The 2673-nt window shown below is 60.2% G+C and carries 2 protein-coding genes; one reads left to right on the plus strand and one right to left on the minus strand.

The genetic code is table 11. From position 1 onward, the window contains the following. The first annotated feature begins 163 nt into the window (after positions 1 to 163). Entirely contained in the window at positions 164 to 1165 is a 1002-nt protein-coding gene (locus AX708_RS20305; protein WP_197426351.1) for a hypothetical protein, read from the plus strand. Here the strand turns inward: AX708_RS20305 and AX708_RS06150 are convergent. Beyond that, positions 1136 to 2286 (minus strand): IS3 family transposase gene (locus AX708_RS06150; RefSeq protein ID WP_156454535.1). Its coding sequence is split into 2 segments (ribosomal slippage): positions 1136 to 2038 and positions 2041 to 2286, totalling 1149 coding nucleotides; the frame shifts between segments, so codons are not numbered across the junction. The genes AX708_RS20305 and AX708_RS06150 overlap by 30 nt on opposite strands. Positions 2287 to 2673: the final 387 nt, after the last annotated feature.

Consider the following 2673-nt stretch of genomic DNA (forward strand, 5'->3'; position numbering starts at 1 on the left):
GTACATCAACCGTTCAACCACCGAGGAACTGTCCGGAAATTAAGGGGCAACTACACCAGTTCATGTTGTGGTCTCATCACGGCCTTTTGAAGCTGCGCATGATGCTCGTTTCCAACAGCTACGTGCCGAAGAGTTTCATCTTGCCTTGCCCGCCGTAGAAGCAGTGCAAGCCTTCCTGACGGAACTGGGAATTGATTGGAGCGAAGTCCCCCAACCGTTGTGGCAGACACTCCGAAGGCCGTTCGCTCTAAAGCTATTCGTCGAGGTGATCCAGCGGGGTGCGTCCCCGTCTTCGGTTGATAGCGGAAGCTTGCTCGACCGATGGCTTGCGACCGCACAACTCGGCACCGATCCACAACGGCAAGATGTGCTGCAGCTGATGGATCGATTGGCTGGAGAGATGTTGGAAACAGAAACTCTCTGGCGGCCGATGGATGCCTTCGAGGCGGCGCACAAGGATGCTTTGGTACGTGCAGAAGCTTGTGGACTTGTCGTTCGCAGCGGAGCCAAGATCGGTTTCTGTCACCAATCCTGGCTCGACGATTTTCAAGCGAAAAGCTTCAAAACAGGCAAAGACCTGGCCGAATACACTTGGCGCAATCAAGACAGTCTCTTCGTTCGCGCAACGGTTCTGAGGTCATTGGAGCGGCTCCGGCAGATTGATCCAGAGGCTTACCATCGAGCCGTTTCGGCACTTCTTTGGAGCACTACAACCCGGCGACATGTGAAGCATCTTGTTGTCGATGTTGTTTCGACATCGGCCAATCCTAGTGACCAAGAAGGCGCTTGGGTTGAGACACTGATTCGCGACGATCCGATTCTCGCAAACCGTGCATTTGGGAAGATCACCGAGCGCTGGTCAAGCTGGCGTGCAATGCTTCGAAAATGCCTTTCGACGCTAATGAAAAACGAAGAATTCCAATGGAGAGCAACACAGGGGCTAGCCGCAGAAGCAAAGGAGGATCCAGATTATGTCGTCGATCTGATACGTCGGCATTGGAGTCAGCCTGACCAGGACGGGCTGGTTTTCCGGGTAGCCGAACAGTCCGGCGTAGTAACTCCAGCAGTTGAGCAACTGATTAGCGAAATCCTGAGCCGAACTGCAATCGATCCATACGCCGTATGTCGTTGCCCCTTAATTCCCGGACAGTTCCTCACTGGTTGATTGGGTGATGTATTCGCGCGGGGCGAGGTAGCCAAGCGCGCGATGCGGGTGGACGGTGTTGTAGTGGTGGAACCAGCTGGGCAGCTGGTTGAGGACCGCTCTGGCGTTGGGCTTTTCGGCGACGCGGACGTAGTCTCGCTTCATGGTGCGCACGAACGCCTCGGCCATGCCGTTGGATTGTGGGCTTTCGATGGGGGTTGTGCGCGGCCTGAGGTTGATGTCGCGGGCGAAGCGGCGGGTCTCTCTGGCGGTGTAGCAACTACCGTTATCCGTCAGCCACTCGATAGTGGCAGGCAAGCGGTTCACGCGGCCGAAGCGGTGCTCGACGGTGGCGGTCATGAGGTCGCGCACATCCTCGGCGGAGATGCCGGCAGTGGTGGCAACGAAGCCCATCGCCTCGCGATCGCAGCAGTCCAGAGAGAAGGCGACCCGCACCTTCTCGCCGTTGTCGCAGCCGATCTCGAAGCCGTCAGAGCACCAACGGGTGTTACGGGTATCGACCGCGACGCGCCCGTCGTGGCGACGCTCGTCACCCTTTCCGCTATGGCGCTGGAGCAGCAGGCCATGCACCTTCATCACCCGGTAGACGCGTTTGGCATTGGGCGCAGATGGCCCGCCATTGCGTGCTTGCCGCCGCAGGAGCGCATGGATCCGGCGGTAGCCATAGGTCGGCAGATCGGCGATAAGGGCCTGGATACGCGCGACGAGCTCTTCCTCGGGCAGCGGAGGTCTGCCGCGGCGGCGTGCAGCGGCCTTGCGTCTGGCTGACGAGAGATGCTGCCGGGAGACGCCGAGCACACTCGCCACCGCGCTCACAGGTCGGCCTCCGGCAACGAGAGCGTGCGCAACGGCGTTTTTTTGGGACCTGCCACGCGCGAGATCGCCTCGCGCAGGATCTCGTTCTCCATCGTCTTCTTGCCGAGCATGCGCTGCAGCTCGCGCACCTGGTTCTCGAGCGCCCGATACTCGCTGGCCGCAACCACCTCGCCGCCTGCGCGGGTGGCGGTCAGCGCGCCACTTGCCGCCTGCCGGCGCCAGCCAAACAGCTGGTTGGGCGCTACGCCGTGCATGCGCGCCACACGGGAAACGCTGTTGCCTGGCAGGAAGGTCTCTTCGACCATGCGGAGCTTCTCTTCCGGGGTCCAGCGCCTACGGCGCTGAACCCCTCCGAGAACCTCCGCATGCACATAGCTCCGTTAGCGTCCGCGCTCGTGGTGTAATTTTCGGTGGAGATTTAGGTGCTGCTGGTGGTGGGGCATGCCCCACCACCAGCAGTTTCGATCTCGGTGGCCACCGGGCTCATCGGTAAGGTGGAGTTTCCACACGTCACACCCACCCGAGGAGTTGATCCCGATGACCGAAGACAGACTACCGCTTGCCGAGCTGATGGCGAAGACCGGAGACAGCGATTTCCTGCGCAGCATTGCCGAGAGCGTGCTGCAGCTGATCATGGAGAGGGCATAGCGTGGGAGGTACGCCAAGCAACGCTAAGGACGAACAATACCGGA

It is taken from the genome of Erythrobacter sp. CCH5-A1 (assembly GCF_001557115.1).
In the GTDB taxonomy this organism is placed as follows: Bacteria; Pseudomonadota; Alphaproteobacteria; order Sphingomonadales; family Sphingomonadaceae; genus Erythrobacter.